Below are 15,535 nucleotides of genomic sequence, written 5' to 3'. Positions count from 1 at the left end.
CCATAACGTACATCCCGCCCAAACATCGCAACACCCCCCACTTCTCGGCGGGGATGTTGCGGCAGCGGGCGGTTTTGGTCTGAACCGGACGTGATCAAAGCCGTTTTGCCTGGTCAGTTCAGACCAGAACCGCCCGGTGCCCTCGGGGACGACGAGGAGATCAGCCTCGGGGTTTCGGAGGTGGGGCGTCTCCGACGCCCGCGGTGCCCGATTCCGGCTTCGGCTTGGAGTCCGCCTTGGGAGCCAGGACCTCGTCGATCGAGAGCTTCGGCGGTGCCGGTTGCAGGGTCGAGGGCAGGTCCAGTTTCCCCGGGGCCGCCTGCGGCTCCTGGGGATTCTGATCCGCCTGGGGCTGCTGGGACTTCGCCGGCTCGCCGAAAACCGCCGGGGGCACCTCCGGTTGGGCACCGAAGAGCTCGTCCGGGTTGGACTTGAGACGAGAGGAGTTCTGGCGCTCCTGGTTGCCGCCACCTCGCTGCCCCATCATCCCGCCCATCATGCCCATCGGCATCATGCCCATGCCGACGCCTGCCGCTCCCACGGCAGCGCCCGCGGCGATTCCGCCCGCAGCGGCACCGGTACCGGACTGGTCCTCTTCGGACTCCGCCGACGCCGCAGCGGTTCCGGAGGGCGACGTGGTCCCGGTGGGATCCGCCGTCCACGCGACCTCGGAAACCCCCGGGGTGGCCGGAGTTCCAGCGGAGACCGCGGCCGGGGCCTGGGCCTCCCAGCGGCCGGGTTCGCGGGTCGCGACTCCGGCCATGTCGTCGCAGAGCCGGGTGAAGGCCATGTAGTAGTCCGCGATGGACTCCAGGAGCTCGCGGGCGGGTTCGGCGAGGTCCGCCAGGTGCTTGCGGGCACGCTCGGCGTCGGCAGCGGTCATGGCCGCCCTGACGTCGTCGGCGGTCCTGGCGACCAGCTCGTTCAGGCGTCGTTCCTGCGCACCGACGCCCTCCGCGGTGTGGTCCAGGGCATCGGCGAGTCCCGTCATCGCATCGGCGAGGTCCTTGCCCGCCAGCCCGGCGTCGCGGACGTGCGCGACGAACGCCTCCGCGTCCGCGCCCTGCCACGCCGTGTCGATCCCGCCCAGCTTGCCGTCCACGTCACCGGAGGACTGCTCGACGACCGCGGCGGCCTCGCGCCACACCTGTGCCGCCGCGCGGAAGTCCTCCGGCCTGCCGACGAGTTCGTCGACGGCCGTGGGCGAGAAGTACGGGACGTCGAGCTCCTCGGCGATGCCCGCGAGGTAGTGCTGGTGCTCGGTCGACATCGTCACGCCTCCTGTCTGCGCAGGCCAACAGCGCTGTCGTCGTCGCCGACGGAGTGGTGGTCGACCACCGCGCGCAGCTCGTCGCCCGCGCCGGTCAGCGTCTCGGCGGCCTTGCGGTGCCGGTCGAGCAGCTGCTCGCACAGCTGCTGGTACGCCTCGGGCGCACCGGATTTCCGGCCGATCTCGCCGAAGGACGCACCGGTGAGCTCCGCCTCCGCCAGCTTCGCCCGACCGGTGGTGATGTCCTCACCGGCCTCCTTCACCTGCCGCGCGTGGGTCGACAGCCACTCGATGTCGATCCTGATCCCCGACATCCGCCCACCTCCAAGATCGGACTCGCTTCCAAGACAAACCGCCCGCAGCTCACCGTGGCTGCGGGCGGTTTGCTCGTTCCCTCGGACGTTCGAAACCGGCGGTTCGGTTCCCGGGGGAGGTGAGAGGTTTCCGCTGGAACTCCCCACCTCACCCGCGCGAATCAGCCTCCGGCGGCTCCTCCGGCCTGCGGCTTCGGGGCGGGGCGGTTCACGCCGCCCGGCATGACCGGGACCGAGTCGTAGGTGACGCTCGCGGCGGCCGGGTCGAGGAAGTCGCCGCGCGGAAGGCTCCGCATCAGCCACGACGGGCCCGCCTTGATGTCACCGGCGCTCTTGGCGATGCCCAGACCCTGCGCGGTGGCGAGGTCCTTGACGCCGTACTGCACGCCCTGATCGGAGACCAGGAAGATCGGGCCGCTCTCGGCACCGGCCTCGTTGGACGTGCCGCGCACGACGGCCGCCTTGCCCGCCGCGCCGTAGTAGTAGTCGACCTGCGGGCCCGAACCGTCGAACTGGGCCAGCTTCACCGCCGGCTTGGTCTCCGGGGTGCCCTTGTTCAGCGTGATCGTGATCACCTGCGAACCGCCGATGTTCTTCCAGCTCAGGCAGGACGTGTCGGCCTGCTGGAAGGAAACCGGCTTCGGCACCGACACCGGGAAGTAGTCGAGGTTGAGCGGGTTCTCCGTCTGCTTGGCGTCGGTGATGGCACCGGTGACGTTCGGGATGTCCCGGCTGGAGACCTTGCCCGCGTGCAGCACGGCGGCCGCACCTTCGGCGCTCAGCTCCTGCTTGCCGTCCTGCAGCAGGACGAAGAACTGCTCCCGCTCACCGGGAACGCTGCGCTTGACCACGTCACCGACCTTGTAGCGGGTCAGGTACGAGGCGGGCTGCCCCTCACCTTCGATCTCCGGAACCGACAGCTCCGGGACGCTCGGGATGGCGTTGAGCGTGTTGGTGCTGATCGTGCGCGGCGTCACGCCGTTGAGACCGAAGACGTCGCGGACGACGGTCTCGCTCTTGGCGATCTTCGACTTCACCGCGTGCGTGTTGGGCTCGTTCTCCCGATGGGCCCGGTAGACGAGGTACTCCTCGCCCGAGCTCTGGTCCTTGACGAACAGCGACTGCTTCGGGTCCAGCTCGGTGCCGTGGTTGCCGTCACCTCCGATGACCGTCGTCTCGACCTTCGTGGCGGCTTCCACGCGCGAGGAGCTCAGATTCCCCTGCACCTGGCCGATGTCGCAGATCGCCCACGACGGTTCCGCCGGGTTGTCCGCGCTCGGCACGTAGGTCGGAGCGTTGACCATGCCGGTCACCGGGCCGCGCGGGAAGTCCGCCAGCGCCGCTTCCTTGACCGTGGTCGTCGGCACCGCCGCGCTGCCCTGCTTGCCGCCCTGCTGCATCACCAGGAGCTTCGCCGACGCCATGTTGAGCATCGGGACCAGCCGCTTCTGCGCCTTGTCGTCAGAGGTGACGACGAAAACGCTGCCGCTCTCCTTCGCTACGACGATGTTCCCTGCTTCGGGAACCGTGCCCTTGCCGCCGAACAGGCCCCAGACGAGGAACCCGATTACGCCGACGGCCGCCAGCACCGCACCAGCGACCGTGGCCCGCTTGTGCGAGCCCATCGGATCGTGGAGCATCACCGCGTCTTTCCGCACCAGCGCCGACTCCATGCGGCGAAGCACGAACCGATAGGCCTGAACCTGTGACTTCGTTGTGGGTGTTGATGCCATTCTTCGCCTACAGCTCTCCCGTCCGAGGTACGGTTTCGCAGGATAGTCGCTGAGATATACCGAATGGGTGCGGTTCGGCGGACTCCGTCAGTATTCTCTGCACGCGGCTCAACTCCGACGAACGCGTCCGCCGCACCTACCTGCGAGGGGGAGAGACCGAACGGATGTCCGTGCCCACACAACATCCGGCCCAGCCGAAGGCTCCCGGGGCCGTCAACCCGACCCGCGCCCGGATTCGCGCGCGCCGTCGGCGGATCAACGGCGTGACGCTCGCCGGGATCCCGGCGGCCAACATCGTGCTCATCGAAGTCGGCCTGGGGATCGGCGCCGGCGTCTTCTTGATCAACCCGCGAGACCCGGTCATGTGGTCCATCGCGGGCGGAATCGCCTTGCTGGCCCTGATCATCGCGCTGCTTCGCCGTCGTGGCCGCTGGTTCACGCAGTGGTTCGGGCTGGTGCTCGAGTACCGCGGCCGCAACCACACCCGCGCCTCCCAGCCGGCGAACGTCGACGTCGCCGAACCCGCTGAGGACAAGGACGGCGACGGCATCATCGGCCCGGACGAGAACCACCGGGTGGCCCTGCTGCGCTTGGTCGTCGAAGACCTCGTGATCGCCCGCACCCAGGACCACGACCGGAACCCGGTCGGAATGTCCTGGCACAACGGCAAGTGGACCGCGGTGCTGATGGTCGAGCCGACCCCCTCGCTGCTCAACCCCGTGGACAACGCGCCGAACCTGCCGCTGGGCGTTCTCGTGCCGTGCCTCGAGGACCGCGGCGTGGTGCTCGACGCGATCCAGGTCATCTGGCACTGCTACCCGGGAAGCGCGGCCCTGCCGTCGAACTCCCCGGCGCTGAACTCCTACCTGGAGGTGCTGGGCCGGCTTCCCGCCGCGGCCCGCCGGACCACCTGGATCGCCGTGCGGCTCGACCCGCAGCGGTGCGCCAAGGCCATCGGTGAGCGCGGCGGCGGCGTCCTCGGCGCCCAGCGCGCGCTGATCGGCGCCCTGTCCCGCGTGCGCTCCTCCTTGGAGCAGCGCGGAATTCCGGCCCGCCCGCTGGACCCGGACGAGCTGCTGCAGGCGGGCATCTCGTCCGCCGAACTGCACAGCGTGCTCGGTTCGCAGCGGCCGGTGGGCCTCAAGGAGCGCTGGGACGGCGTCACCGCCGGTGGCGTCGGCCACTCCAGCTACGCCATCACATCGTGGCCGAACCAGATGAACGACAGCCTCAACGCGCTCACCGGCATCCGGGCGCTGTCCACCAGCATCGCCCTGTCGGTCTCGCCGGTCGGTGAGGAGAACGAGGTCGGTCTGCGCGGTCTGGTGCGGGTCTCGGCCCGCACGCCCGCCGAGCTGGACACCGCCGACGCGCGGTTGAAGGCCATCAGCAACCGACTCGGGTTGACCCTCACGCCGCTGCGCGGTTCGCAGCTGGCCGGTTACGCAGCGACGCTGCCGCTCGGAGGTGCGGCATGAGCCGAAGCAGGACGATCGACGTTCCGGGAAGCCAGGGCGTCGCACCGGAGTTCCTCGTCACACCGGAGACCCTGGACGCGATCAGCCCGTCCGGCGACCGCGGTGGCGTGATCATCGGATCCGACCCGCAGGGCGAGGCCCAGGCGGCGTCGATCCTGCGCTCGCTGCCGACCCGCATGGTCACCGTCGGCGGTCTCTACCTGGCCCGCCAGCTCGCGCTGCGGGCCATGGCGACCGGTGCGTGGGTGATCGTCGCGACCGGCCGTCCCGCCGCGTGGAAGATGCTGGAACGCGCCGCCGGTGAAACCCCGGACGGCAAGCCCGTTCCGCTGGTGCAGATCCGCCGGCTCGCCCCGTTCGACCTGCCGCGGTCCTCCGAGGACACCCCGCTGCTGGTCATCCACGACGGCGGCGCCGTTCCGCAGGAGCTGTTCCCGCCGCGCGCGCCGTGGCAGACGACCATGTACGTGCTGCCGTACCTGCACCCGCAGGTCAGCAGCGGCACGGCGGCCAACACCGCGGACCTGGTCCTGCTGCAGCGCCTGCCGCTCAACCAGGCCCAGCTCGCGCAGCGCATCTGGAGCCTGCGCAACCACCAGGTGCAGCCGCTCACGCAGCTCCAGGACGACCAGCTCATCGCGCTGGGCAACATGACCTGGACGATGATCCGCCTGGTGACGAACCAGAAGGAGAAGGAGATCCTCGGCCCCATCCGCCGAGGCGACTGACCTGCACAACTCCGGGTCGCGCACCGCTCGCCCCGGAAACCCGCTCCAAGGAGCCCCCGGGCCCTACTCAACCCAGGCCCCGGGGGCTCCTCCTTTCTCCACCTCAAGCCGCCCACACCGGGTGACGTCCCCGACGTGGGATTCGAATTTCGCGCGAAATTCGAGTCGTGCGCGCGGCGTTCAAATTTCGCGCGAAATTCGAAACGGCCACCCAGACGGCTGCTTTGAGTTATCCACAGGTCGCGATGCTGTCCACGGATGTTGGTCTTCTTAGTGCTAGAGCCCGGGTTTCGCGGTCACTCTGTGCTTCATGGACCTCGCTGCTTCCGGCTTCGACCGCCGCCGTTACCCGCCGGTGGTCACCGCGGTCAAGAGCGGCCTCGGCCTGGGACCGTGAGGCGGCGATTCGAATTTCGGGCGAAATTCGAAACGGTGTCGCCGCGTCAGGAGAGGGTGCGGGTGGCCCGGGTCTGGTTCTTCCTGGCCGCCAGGTCCTCGTTCGCGGGGTAGTCGATCGCGCGGAGGGTGAGGCCGTGCGGCGGGGCCACCGCCGTGGTGCGGGTCTGCGCCGCCAGGAGGTCCGCCGGGTGGGACTCCGCGCGTCGGCCGTCACCGGTCATCAGGAGGGTGCCGACGAGGCTGCGGACCATGGAGTGGCAGAAGGCGTCGGCCGAGACGTCGGCGACGATGAGGTTGTCCTCCACGCGGTTCCAGGTGAAGCGCTGGAGCTCGCGGATCGTCGTCGCCCCTTCCCTGGGCTTGCAGTACGCCGCGAAATCGTTGAGGCCCAGGAGTTCCCGGGACGCCTCGTTCAGCGCGTCCACATCCAGCGGGCGGTTCCAGGCCAGCGTGTCCTTGCGCCGCAGCGGATCGGCGCCCCACGGGGCGTCTGAGACCTGGTAGCGGTAGTGGCGCCGCAGCGCCGAGAAGCGGGCGTCGAACTCCGGAGGAACCACCTGGGCGCCGAGAACCCGCACGTCCGGCGGGAGGATCCGGTTCCACCGGTGGACCATGCGCGTCAGGTCCGGGATCCCGCTCGAATCGACCGCCAGGCGACCGGGCGCCTCGGGATCCAGCGGGACGACGTCGAAGTGCAGCACCTGACCGGTCGCGTGCACACCGGTGTCCGTGCGGCCGGCGACCACGACGGACTTGGGCACCTCGCGGCCCGGGGGCTGCTTGGCGAGCGCGTCCTCCACCAGCCCCTGCACGGTGCGCAGGCCCGGCTGCTTGGCCCAGCCCTTGAAGTCCGTCCCGTCGTAGGACAGGTCGAGGCGCACGCGAACGAGCCCGCCATCCCCAGCGGGAACAGCGGGCTCGTTCACAGCATCACCGGCCAGAATCAGGACTCGTCCTTCTTCTCGGCGGCGGTGTCCTCAGTGGTCTCGACCTGAGCCTCAGCGGACTCGGTGGTCTCGACGGTCTCTTCGGCCTTCGGCTCCTCGGCCTTCGGCTCGTCAGCGGCGAACTTGGTGCCGCGGGCGGCCTCGGCCTCGGCGGTGGCGGTCTTCTCCGCCACCAGCGCGATCACGGCCATCTTCGCGTTGTCACCCTTGCGCGGCATCGTCTTGATGATGCGGGTGTAACCGCCGTTGCGGTCGGCGAAGAACGGGCCGATCTCGGCGAAGAGCTTGTGCACGACGTCCTTGTCGCGGATGGTCTTCATGACCTCGCGACGGTTGTGCAGGTCGCCCTTCTTGGCCTTGGTGATGAGCCGCTCGGCGATCGGCCGCAGCCGCTTCGCCTTCGCCTCGGTGGTGGTGATCCGACCGTGCTCGAACAGCGAGGTGGCCAGGTTGGCCAGGATGAGCCGCTCGTGCGACGGGGACCCGCCGAGACGCGGACCCTTGGTCGGGGTGGGCATCGGTTGCTCCTCTCGAGGGCGCGCCGGTGAACCCCGGACGCGCAACACAGCTACAGCTGCTCTGTCTCCGCGTAGTCCTGACCGTCGTCGTAGCCGTTGTCCTCGACGGGACCCGCCGAGCCGACGATGACCTCGTCCTCGGCGGTCCAGCTCTCCGCGGGGTACTCGGCCGCAGCGGCGGACGGGTCGAACCCGGGCGGGCTGTCCTTGAGGGCCAAGCCCAGACCGGCCAGCTTCATCTTGACCTCATCGATGGACTTCGCACCGAAGTTGCGAATGTCCAGCAGGTCGGCCTCGCTGCGAGAAACCAGCTCGCCGACGGTGTGGATGCCCTCCCGCTTGAGGCAGTTGTAAGAGCGAACCGTCAGGTCCAGGTCCTCGATCGGCATCGCGTAGGCCGCGATGGTGTCGGCCTCCGCCGGCGACGGGCCGATCTCGATGCCCTCGGCATCGACGTTGAGCTCGCGGGCGAGCCCGAACAGCTCGACGAGAGTGCGTCCGGCCGACGCCACCGCATCGCGGGGCGTGATGGACGGCTTGCTCTCGACGTCGAGGATCAGCTTGTCGAAGTCGGTGCGCTGCTCGACACGAGTGGCCTCGACCTTGTAGGTCACCTTCAGAACCGGCGAGTAGATCGAGTCGACCGGGATCCGGCCGATCTCAGCACCGGTCTGCTTGTTCTGCATCGCGGGGACGTAGCCACGACCGCGCTCGACGACGAGCTCGATCTCCAGCTTGCCCTTCGCGTTCAGCGTGGCGATGTGCAGCTCGGGGTTGTGCACGGTGACACCGGCCGGCGGGACGATGTCCGCGGCGGTGACCTCACCCGGGCCCTGCTTGCGCAGGTACATGGTGACCGGCTCGTCCTCCTCGGAGGAGACGACGAGCTCCTTGATGTTCAGGATGACGTCGGTGACGTCCTCCTTCACACCCGGAATCGTGGTGAACTCGTGCAGCACACCGTCGATGCGCAGGCTGGTGACCGCCGCCCCCGGGATGGAGGAGAGCAGCGTACGACGCAGCGAGTTGCCCAGGGTGTAACCGAAGCCCGGCTCCAGCGGCTCGATGACGAACCGGGAACGGGTCTCCGACACGGCCTCTTCGGACAGTGTGGGTCGCTGGGAGATGAGCACTTCGTATTCCTTTCCTCACGGCGCCCGCTATTTGACGCCGATGGAACGGCATGCCCGCGACGGATCGCGGACCGGCGACGGATTCCTGCACCGCCACCGCTGGTTGCGGACCGCCGGCGGCCGCCTCGTGGAAGGCCGCCGGCGGGACGCGTCACTTCGAGTAGAGCTCGACGATGAGCTGCTCGGTGACCGGGGTGTCGATCTGCGCGCGCTCCGGGCGCTGGTGCACCAGGATGCGCAGGTTCGAGGGCACGACCTGGAGCCAGGCCGGAACCGGGCGCTCGCCGAGGGTTTCCTTGGCGATCAGGAACGGCGTGGTGCCCAGGGCCTTCGGCTTGACGTCGATGATGTCCCACTTCGAGACCTGGAAGCTGGGGACGTTCACCTTCTTGCCGTTGACCAGGAAGTGACCGTGGCTGACGAGCTGACGCGCCATGCGGCGGGTGCGAGCCAGACCAGCGCGGTACACGACGTTGTCCAGCCGGCTCTCCAGCAGCTGCAGGAGGTTCTCACCCGTCTTGCCCGGGCGGCGGTTGGCTTCCTCGTAGTACGCGCGGAACTGACGCTCGAGCACGCCGTAGGTGAACCGGGCCTTCTGCTTCTCCTGGAGCTGCAGCAGGTACTCGGTTTCCTTGATGCGCGCGCGACCGTGCTGCCCCGGCGGGTACGGGCGACGCTCGAATGCCTGGTCTCCGCCGACAAGGTCAACCTTGAGACGACGGGACTTGCGGGTCGCGGGACCGGTGTAACGAGCCATTGGTGATCCTTACTCCTTTCCCGCGGCTCAGACCCGACGACGCTTCGGCGGGCGGCAGCCGTTGTGCGGCTGCGGGGTCACGTCCTGGATGGTGCCCACCTCGAGGCCTGCGGCCTGCAGCGAGCGGATCGCCGTCTCCCGGCCCGAACCCGGACCCTTGACGAAGACGTCGACCTTCTTCATGCCGTGCTCGGCGGCCTTGCGGGCCGCGTTCTCGGCGGCCATCTGCGCGGCGAACGGGGTGGACTTGCGAGAGCCCTTGAACCCGACGTGGCCGGCCGATGCCCAGCTGATCACCGCACCGGTGGGGTCGGTGATCGAAACGATCGTGTTGTTGAACGTGCTCTTGATGTGAGCCTGCCCGTGGGCAACGTTCTTCTTTTCCTTGCGCCGCACCTTCTTGACGGCGCCAGCGCGAGCCTTGGGTGGCATAGCTTTAGCTTTCTCCTAGCGAGGCTTACTTCTTCCCGGCCTTCTTCTTGCCGGCGACCGTCTTCTTCGGCCCCTTGCGGGTACGCGCGTTGGTCTTCGTCCGCTGCCCGTTGAGGGGCAGGTGACGACGGTGGCGCACACCCTCGTAGCAGCCGATCTCGATCTTCCGGCGGATGTCGGCCTGGACCTCGCGGCGGAGGTCACCCTCGACCCGGTAGTTCTCCTCGATGAAGTCGCGCAGCTTGGTCAGCTGCTCGTCGTCGAGGTCACGCGGCTTCGCGTCGGCGGAGACACCGGTGCCGGAGAGAATCTCCTTGGCCCGGGTCTTGCCGATCCCGAAGATGTAGGTAAGCGCGATCTCCATGCGCTTTTCGCGCGGGAGGTCGACGCCAACGAGCCGTGCCATGTCGGCTCCTTCTCCTTAGATCGGTCCAGGTCTGCTCCCACGCCGCCCCCGCACGGATGTGCGGAGCCCCGGCCTGGTCCGGAGGTCAGTCGGCTCAACTCGCGAGCCGACAGGTCGTGGGAGTTCTTCTCTGTTTCCGCTTGCTGCGACCTCAGTGGTCTGCGGTCAGCCCTGACGCTGCTTGTGTCGGGCGTTGTCGCAGATCACCAGGACTCGTCCGTGACGACGGATGACCTGGCACTTGTCGCAGATGCGCTTCACACTCGGCTGGACCTTCACGGTCGTGCTCTCCTGTTGGACGCGTGTCCAGGTCTCCCCGGACACCGTGGAGGTCACTTGTAGCGGTAGACGATGCGCCCACGGGAGAGGTCGTACGGCGAGAGCTCCACCACAACCCGGTCCTCGGGGAGGATTCGAATGTAGTGCTGGCGCATCTTGCCACTGATGTGTGCGAGGACCTTGTGGCCGTTTTCCAACTCGACACGGAACATCGCGTTGGGAAGCGGCTCGATCACCCGACCCTCGACCTCAATGGCCCCGTCCTTCTTGCCCATGTCCTCCGCGTTTCGTGACGGTGACGGTTTGCGGGGCGAAAGCCCCTGCCACACGAACCGGAGGCCCCGGCACGCATGACCGACACACGCGGGATCCGATTCGAAATACCGATGAACACCCGATCCGGATACTCTTGAGCAGAGTCGCGCGGACGGACACTCCGGGCACAACGAACCGGCGCCACTCGTGCGCCGATAGTCCATCGTACGCGCAGCCCGATGAGCACCACACATCGGGGCTGCTCACACCGCATCCGCCGCCACCGGCGGCTTGCGCCGATCTTCGGGCCCTCACTACTTTCGACCACACACTCGAAACCTCGACACCGGTGTCGAGGCGCGCCCACCCCGGAAACACCCGAGGAGCAGCGTGACAGCGCAGCAGCAACCCACCGGCAGTCCGGTGCAGGCGTTGACCGGCAAGCTCGCCGAATACCGGACCTTCCTCAGCACCGCGGTCCGGAACCCGCACATGGTGGGCGCCGCCACACCCACCTCGACCGCCGTGGCGGCCACCGTCGCGCAGGTCGTGCCCAGCACCGGCAGCCCGGTCGTGGTCGAGCTGGGCCCCGGGACCGGATCGCTGTCCGACGGCATCCACGCCCGCCTGCCCGAGGGTGCCCGCCACCTGGGCATCGAGCTCGGCGCCGACATGGTCGCGCACCTGCGCGAGCACAAGCCGTGGCTGGAGGTCGTGCACGGCGACGCCGGCGACCTGGTGTCGGTGCTGGCCGAACACCGGATCGACAAGGTCGACGCGGTCGTCAGCAGCATCCCGTGGTCGCTTCTGGACGACGGCGCCCAGGGCCACATCCTCGGCCAGGCGGCCAAGGCACTCACGCCCAACGGCGCGTTCACGGCCCTGACCTACCTCCCCGCCGAGCGCACCCGCAACGCGCGCCGGTTCCGCGAGCGGCTGCACGAGACCTTCGACGAGGTCCTCACCCACACCACGTGGCGCAACTTCCCACCCATCCTGCACTACATCTGTCGCCGCCCCCTGGTCTGAGCATTCCGACAACCGGGTACTTCCAGGCAAAAGGCCGAGTTTCGGTCGACGTGGATGTCTGATTGCGGACCGGTTACGGTCGGGCGGCATCAAACCCGGGGAGGGCAGGAGAGCCGTGAGCAAGTCACGCGAGTACCTGATGTTCGTGGGCCGCGCCGTCCAGAACCCGTCGAAGGTCGGCGCGGTGCTGCCGACCTCGGAGCACGTGGCCCGCGCGGTCGCCGACGTCGTGCCCAGCCACGGCCCCAGCACGGTGCTGGAGCTCGGCCCCGGCACCGGTGCGCTCAGCGATCCCATCCGGGAGCGCGTCGCACCCGGGTCGCGACATCTGGCGGTGGAGATCGATCCGGAGCTGGTCCGCTACCTCAACCGCACCAAGCCGTGGCTGGAGGTGATCCACGGGGATGCTTCCGACCTGCGCAAACTCCTCGCCGACGCGGGCGTGGACAGGGTCGATGCGGTGATCAGCTCGATCCCGTGGACGCTGCTACCCGGCGACAAGCAGCGCGAGCTGCTGCACGAGGCCGCCGCGGTGATGACCCCGGGCGGGGTGTTCACCACCGTCACCTACCTGACGACGCTGTGGCGCGCGCAGACCAAGGAGTTCATCGGAGCGCTCGACGAGACCTTCGACGAGGTGTTCCCCCGCAGCGCCGTCTGGCGCAACGTGCCGCCGGCGCGGGTCTACGCCTGCCGCCGACCCAAGGGCTGAGGGCTCAGGCCTCTTCCGGGGCCGTGAGGACCCAGGGACCGTCTTCGGTGATGGCGACCGTGTGCTCCCAGTGGGCGGCACGGGAGCCGTCGGCGGTGACGACGGTCCAGGCGTCGTCGAGCTCCTCGGTCTCGGCGGTGCCGCCGGTCAGCATCGGCTCGACCGCCAGCGCCATGCCCACCCGCAGCTTGGGGCCGCGGCCCGGCTTGCCGAGGTTCGGCAGGAACGGCTCCATGTGCATCTGGGTCCCGATGCCGTGGCCGCCGTACTCGGCGATGATGCCGTAGTCGCGGCCGTCGGTCGCAGCCGCCGTCAGCGCGGCGGTCTCCACGGCGTGCGAGATGTCGGTGAGGCGGTTGCCTGCGCGCACCTTCTCGATGCCCGCCCACATGGACGCCTCGGTCGCGGCCGACAGCGCGCGGTCGGCATCGCTGATCTCGCCGATGGCCAGCGTGACGGCGGAATCGCCGTGCCAGCCGTCGAGGATCGCGCCGCAGTCGACCGACAGCAGATCTCCCTCGGAGACGACCTCGCGCACCGACGGGATGCCGTGCACGACCTTCTCGTTCAGCGAAGCGCAGATCGAACCGGGGAAGCCGTGGTAGCCCTTGAACGAGGGCACCGCACCGGCGTCGCGGATGACCTGCTCGGCGATGGCGTCCAGCTCGCCGGTGCTCGCACCCGGCACGGCCTTCTCCCGGACGGCCGCCAGCGCACGCGCGACGACCAGTCCGGCGGCTCGCATCGCCTCGATCTCACCGCGCGACTTGAGCTCGATGCCCTTACCCCGACGCAACAAGGCACTCACCTTCGAAGTATTGCTGGACGACGCCGGTTCGCGCCCGGCGAGGAAAATGCGACGGCCGGCCACCATCGGTGACCGGCCGCGCGAACGTTCACTGGTGGCTGCGCAGCGCTTCCAGCGCGCGGCCGGTGATCTCCTCGATCGAGCCCATGGCGTCGATCTTGATGACCTTGTCCTGGTAGTAGCCCAGGATCGGTTCGGTCTCCTCGTGGTACACCGCGAGACGGCGGCGGATGACGTCCTCGGTGTCGTCCGAGCGGCCGCGCGCCAGCATGCGCTTGACCAGCTCCTCCTCCGGGACGTCGAACTGCACGACCGCGGTCAGGGCGAGGCCCTTCTCGCCGAGGATGCCACCGAGCACCTCGGCCTGAGCGGTGTTGCGCGGGTAGCCGTCGAGCAGGAAGCCCTGGGCTGCGTCCTCGTCACCGAGGCGGTCGCGCACCATCTCGTTGGTGACCTCGTCCGGCACCAGTTCACCGGCGTCCATGTAGCTCTTGGCCTTCTGGCCGAGCGGCGTGGAGTTGCCGATGTTCGCGCGGAACAGATCTCCGGTGGAGATGTGCGGCACACCGAGCTTCTCGCTGAGCACAGCCGCCTGGGTACCCTTACCGGCACCAGGCGGGCCGACGAGAACCAATCGCACCAAGGGTCTGCCTCCGAATCCTCACCGTCGCGCGCCAACTGCTGACGAGCTGCGCGGCACCGCCCCGTACCGACGGCGCTGCGATCCCAACCACCCTACGCATGGACGAGGGGCGAGCGAACATGCCCATGCGAAAGTCCGCGCATGGGCAAGCACGCTGGTCCGGGCGTGTGCAGCACACGCCCGGGCGCTCCACCTTACCTGAGGAAACCCTCGTACTTCCGCTGCGTGAGCTGGCTCTCGATCTGCTTCACGGTGTCCAGACCCACGTTCACCATGATCAGCACCGCGGTGCCGCCGAACGGGAAGTTCTGGTTCTGGCCCTGACCACCGGTCAAGCCCAGGAAGAACATCGGCAGGATGGCCACGATGCCCAGGTACAGCGCGCCGGGCAGGGTGATGCGCGAGAGCACGAAGCTCAGGTACTCCGCGGTCGGGCGACCGGGGCGGATACCGGGGATGAACCCGCCGAACTTCTTCATGTCGTCCGCCCGCTCTTCCGGGTTGAACGTGATCGACACGTAGAAGTAGGCGAAGAAGATGATCAGCAGCATGTACAGCAGGATGTGAACCCAGCTGGCCGGATCGACGATGTAGGTCTGCAGGAAGCGCGCCCACCAGCTGTCCTGGTTGCCCGCCAGCTGACCGATCAGCTGCGGCAGGTACAGCAGCGACGAACCGAAGATGACCGGGATGACACCCGCCTGGTTCACCTTCAGCGGCAGGTACGTGGACGTGCCGCCGTACATCCTGCGGCCGATCATGCGCTTGGCGTACTGCACCGGGATCCGGCGCTGCGCCTGCTCGATGAACACCACGGTGGCGATGATCGCGACCGCGAACAGGCAGACCATGGCGAAGACCAGGCCGCCGTGCGAGTTCAGGATGTTGCCGCCCTCAGCGGGGATCCGCGAGGCGATCGAGACGAAGATCAGCAGCGACATGCCGTTGCCGATGCCGCGCTCGGTGATCAGCTCGCCCATCCACATCAGGACGGCCGCACCGGCGGTCATGACGACCACGATGGTGATCAGGTTCAGGACCGAGTCGTCCGGGATCGGCGAGACCGAGCAGCCCTGGAACAGCTGCCCGCGCACCGCGAGCGCGACGATGCCGGTGCCCTGCAGGACCGCCAGGGCGATCGTGAGGTACCGGGTGTACTGGGTGAGCTTGGCCTGGCCGGACTGGCCTTCCTTCTTCAGCTGCTCGAAGCGAGGGATGACCACCTGCAGCAGCTGGATGATGATGCTCGCCGTGATGTAGGGCATGATGCCCAGCGACAGCACCGACAGCTGCAGCAGCGCACCGCCGCTGAAGAGGGTGAGAAGAGAGTAGACACTCTGAGCGCCGCTGCCCTGAATCTGCTCGATGCACTGCTGGATGTTGGGGTACGACACACCGGGCGACGGAATCGTCGCACCGAGGCGGTACAGCACCACCATTCCCAGCGTGAACAGGATCTTGCGGCGCAGGTCCGGCGTTGCCAGAGCCGAGCGGAAGGCGCCGAGCACGCGAACCTCCTGTACGCGAACCGGTCGGAACCGGCCGGAAAACAAGCGGCCGGCTTCGCCAGCCGGCACGGCGGGAAACTCCATGGACAAGGCCGTGGTCACCCACGGCACTACCGCGCGACTTTAGCAGGCCGCGAGGTGGATACGGACAGCGACCGAACCCTCACGACGATCAACGTTTCGCAA

The 15,535-nt window shown here is 68.4% G+C and carries 18 protein-coding genes; 4 read left to right on the top strand and 14 right to left on the bottom strand.

Annotated features, from left to right (window positions below):
• Positions 1–160: 160 nt before the first annotated feature.
• The 3 genes from AB0J78_RS02965 to eccB all read right to left on the bottom strand — a co-directional run bounded on the left by AB0J78_RS02965 (position 161) and on the right by eccB (position 3,317).
• Positions 161–1,270, bottom strand: a complete 1,110-nt coding sequence (locus tag AB0J78_RS02965; protein WP_363786277.1) for a WXG100 family type VII secretion target — start codon at positions 1,268–1,270, stop codon at positions 161–163.
• A gap of 2 nt (positions 1,271–1,272) precedes the next feature.
• A complete protein-coding gene (locus AB0J78_RS02960) occupies positions 1,273–1,584 on the bottom strand; it encodes a hypothetical protein (RefSeq protein ID WP_363786275.1) in 312 nt (103 codons plus the stop codon).
• Positions 1,585–1,745: 161 nt separating this feature from the next.
• Positions 1,746–3,317, bottom strand: a complete 1,572-nt coding sequence (eccB, locus tag AB0J78_RS02955; RefSeq protein ID WP_363786273.1) for a type VII secretion protein EccB — start codon at positions 3,315–3,317, stop codon at positions 1,746–1,748.
• A gap of 164 nt (positions 3,318–3,481) precedes the next feature.
• Between eccB and eccE the strand changes: the two genes are divergently transcribed.
• Together eccE and AB0J78_RS02945 are read left to right on the top strand one after the other, a co-directional pair.
• Positions 3,482–4,795, top strand: coding sequence for a type VII secretion protein EccE (gene eccE / locus AB0J78_RS02950; RefSeq protein ID WP_363786271.1), 1,314 nt, complete (start codon positions 3,482–3,484; stop codon positions 4,793–4,795).
• The gene (locus AB0J78_RS02945) at positions 4,792–5,523 is read left to right on the top strand and encodes a hypothetical protein (RefSeq protein ID WP_363786269.1); all 732 of its coding nucleotides are present in this window, start codon (positions 4,792–4,794) and stop codon (positions 5,521–5,523) included. Before eccE ends, AB0J78_RS02945 begins: the two co-directional genes overlap by 4 nt.
• A 443-nt stretch (positions 5,524–5,966) precedes the next feature.
• Here AB0J78_RS02945 and truA read toward each other — a convergent pair whose 3' ends face one another.
• The 8 genes from truA to infA all read right to left on the bottom strand — a co-directional run bounded on the left by truA (position 5,967) and on the right by infA (position 10,669).
• Positions 5,967–6,848 carry a tRNA pseudouridine(38-40) synthase TruA gene (truA, locus tag AB0J78_RS02940; protein ID WP_363786267.1) on the bottom strand — a complete coding sequence of 294 codons (882 nt, stop codon included), beginning with the start codon at positions 6,846–6,848 and terminating at the stop codon, positions 5,967–5,969.
• A 17-nt stretch (positions 6,849–6,865) separates the two neighbouring features.
• Positions 6,866–7,387 carry a 50S ribosomal protein L17 gene (gene rplQ / locus AB0J78_RS02935; RefSeq protein ID WP_210968401.1) on the bottom strand — a complete coding sequence of 174 codons (522 nt, stop codon included), beginning with the start codon at positions 7,385–7,387 and terminating at the stop codon, positions 6,866–6,868.
• Between the two features lie 50 nt (positions 7,388–7,437).
• The gene (locus AB0J78_RS02930) at positions 7,438–8,520 is read right to left on the bottom strand and encodes a DNA-directed RNA polymerase subunit alpha (protein WP_132624416.1); all 1,083 of its coding nucleotides are present in this window, start codon (positions 8,518–8,520) and stop codon (positions 7,438–7,440) included.
• A gap of 151 nt (positions 8,521–8,671) precedes the next feature.
• Positions 8,672–9,277, bottom strand: a complete 606-nt coding sequence (gene rpsD, locus AB0J78_RS02925; RefSeq protein ID WP_132624414.1) for a 30S ribosomal protein S4 — start codon at positions 9,275–9,277, stop codon at positions 8,672–8,674.
• Between the two features lie 27 nt (positions 9,278–9,304).
• Positions 9,305–9,709: a 30S ribosomal protein S11 gene (rpsK, locus tag AB0J78_RS02920; protein WP_093414154.1), complete on the bottom strand. Its 405-nt coding sequence runs from the start codon at positions 9,707–9,709 to the stop codon at positions 9,305–9,307.
• 25 nt (positions 9,710–9,734) lie between these two features.
• Positions 9,735–10,115: a 30S ribosomal protein S13 gene (gene rpsM, locus AB0J78_RS02915; protein WP_093414155.1), complete on the bottom strand. Its 381-nt coding sequence runs from the start codon at positions 10,113–10,115 to the stop codon at positions 9,735–9,737.
• Positions 10,116–10,280: 165 nt separating this feature from the next.
• Entirely contained in the window at positions 10,281–10,394 is a 114-nt protein-coding gene (rpmJ, locus tag AB0J78_RS02910; protein ID WP_010315372.1) for a 50S ribosomal protein L36, read from the bottom strand.
• Positions 10,395–10,447: 53 nt separating this feature from the next.
• The gene (gene infA / locus AB0J78_RS02905) at positions 10,448–10,669 is read right to left on the bottom strand and encodes a translation initiation factor IF-1 (RefSeq protein WP_009948665.1); all 222 of its coding nucleotides are present in this window, start codon (positions 10,667–10,669) and stop codon (positions 10,448–10,450) included.
• Positions 10,670–11,039: 370 nt separating this feature from the next.
• Here infA and AB0J78_RS02900 point away from each other — a divergent pair, with 370 nt between their 5' ends.
• Positions 11,040–11,678 (top strand): methyltransferase domain-containing protein, encoded by a 639-nt coding sequence (locus AB0J78_RS02900; protein WP_363786263.1) that lies wholly within the window; start codon positions 11,040–11,042, stop codon positions 11,676–11,678.
• 115 nt (positions 11,679–11,793) lie between these two features.
• Positions 11,794–12,390, top strand: a complete 597-nt coding sequence (locus AB0J78_RS02895; RefSeq protein WP_363786261.1) for a methyltransferase domain-containing protein — start codon at positions 11,794–11,796, stop codon at positions 12,388–12,390.
• 4 nt (positions 12,391–12,394) lie between these two features.
• Here AB0J78_RS02895 and map read toward each other — a convergent pair whose 3' ends face one another.
• The 3 genes from map to secY all read right to left on the bottom strand — a co-directional run bounded on the left by map (position 12,395) and on the right by secY (position 15,349).
• On the bottom strand, positions 12,395–13,189 hold the full coding sequence (map, locus tag AB0J78_RS02890) for a type I methionyl aminopeptidase (protein ID WP_363786259.1): 795 nt from the start codon (positions 13,187–13,189) through the stop codon (positions 12,395–12,397).
• A 97-nt stretch (positions 13,190–13,286) separates the two neighbouring features.
• On the bottom strand, positions 13,287–13,841 hold the full coding sequence (locus AB0J78_RS02885) for an adenylate kinase (protein WP_363786257.1): 555 nt from the start codon (positions 13,839–13,841) through the stop codon (positions 13,287–13,289).
• A gap of 194 nt (positions 13,842–14,035) precedes the next feature.
• Complete coding sequence (secY, locus tag AB0J78_RS02880; RefSeq protein WP_363786255.1) at positions 14,036–15,349, bottom strand: preprotein translocase subunit SecY; 1,314 nt, start codon at positions 15,347–15,349, stop codon at positions 14,036–14,038.
• Positions 15,350–15,535 lie beyond the last annotated feature (186 nt).

The organism is Saccharopolyspora sp. NPDC049426, from assembly GCF_040676935.1.
GTDB lineage: Bacteria > Actinomycetota > Actinomycetes > Mycobacteriales > Pseudonocardiaceae > Saccharopolyspora.
The sequence above is the reverse complement of the archived record's forward strand: the minus strand, read 5'-3'. Positions and strand labels throughout refer to the sequence as shown.